Here is a 1,415-nt window from a genome sequence, read left to right on the forward strand (position 1 = left end):
CTCCATGTGTAGCGGTGAAATGCGTAGATATATGGAAGAACACCAGTGGCGAAGGCGGCTATCTGGTCTGTTACTGACACTGAGGCTCGAAAGCATGGGTAGCGAACAGGATTAGATACCCTGGTAGTCCATGCCGTAAACGATGAATACTAGGTGTTGGAGGGTTTCCGCCCTTCAGTGCCGCAGCTAACGCATTAAGTATTCCGCCTGGGGAGTACGACCGCAAGGTTGAAACTCAAAGGAATTGACGGGGGCCCGCACAAGTGGTGGAGCATGTGGTTTAATTCGAGCTACGCGAAGAACCTTACCAGGTCTTGACATCTTCTGCCAACCTAAGAGATTAGGCGTTCCTTCGGGGACAGAATGACAGGTGGTGCATGGTTGTCGTCAGCTCGTGTCGTGAGATGTTGGGTTAAGTCCCGCAACGAGCGCAACCCTTATTATTAGTTGCCAGCATTAAGTTGGGCACTCTAGTGAGACTGCCGGTGATAAACCGGAGGAAGGTGGGGATGACGTCAAATCATCATGCCCCTTATGACCTGGGCTACACACGTGCTACAATGGATGGTACAACGAGTTGCGAAACCGCGAGGTCAAGCTAATCTCTTAAAGCCATTCTCAGTTCGGATTGCAGGCTGCAACTCGCCTGCATGAAGTTGGAATCACTAGTAATCGTGGATCAGCATGCCACGGTGAATACGTTCCCGGGCCTTGTACACACCGCCCGTCACACCATGAGAGTTTGTAACACCCAAAGACGATGGAGTAACCTTCGGGAGCTAGTTGTCTAAGGTGGGACAGATGATTAGGGTGAAGTCGTAACAAGGTAGCCGTAGGAGAACCTGCGGCTGGATCACCTCCTTTCTAAGGATATTACGGAAACTTACATTAGATTGATYAATCTTATTCAGTTTTGAGAGGTYTACTCTCAAACATAAAGCTTATGCTTTTTGGGCCTATAGCTCAGTTGGTTGAGAGCGCACGCCTGATAAGCGTGAGGTCGATGGTTCGAGTCCATTTAGGCCCATTGGACTAGTGGATTGCCACGAAACTTTATATATGGGGAATTAGCTCAGCTGGGAGAGCACCTGCCTTGCAAGCAGGAGGTCAGCGGTTCGATTCCGCTATTCTCCATTGACACGTAAGTGTCGAACTTGGTTCTTTGAAAACTAGATATTATTAATTTCTAAATTAAATTTGTATTAAATACAATTTTAACCGAGAACACCGCGTTATTTTGAGTTTTTTAAATAGTTTTATTCGTATAATACTCAATTAACCAAACATCACGTAGTGATGAATTAGGTTAAGTTATGAAGGGCGCATGGTGGATGCTTGGCACTAGGAGCTGATGAAGGACGGGACTAACACCGATATGCTTCGGGGAGCTGTACGTAAGCTTTGATCCGGAGATY

The 1,415-nt window shown here is 47.2% G+C and carries 2 tRNA genes and 2 rRNA genes; all 4 read left to right on the forward strand.

The annotated features are described in order from the left end of the window. Positions 1-864, forward strand: a 16S ribosomal RNA gene (locus C7N41_RS07540); the annotation flags it as partial. Positions 865-952: 88 nt separating this feature from the next. Further along, a tRNA-Ile gene (locus C7N41_RS07545) sits at positions 953-1,027 on the forward strand. Between the two features lie 34 nt (positions 1,028-1,061). Continuing rightward, positions 1,062-1,134 (forward strand) — tRNA-Ala (locus C7N41_RS07550). Between the two features lie 170 nt (positions 1,135-1,304). After that, positions 1,305-1,415: ribosomal RNA gene (locus C7N41_RS07750) — 23S ribosomal RNA — on the forward strand; the annotation flags it as partial.

This window comes from Apilactobacillus micheneri (assembly GCF_002993975.1).
Lineage (GTDB): Bacteria > Bacillota > Bacilli > Lactobacillales > Lactobacillaceae > Apilactobacillus > Apilactobacillus micheneri.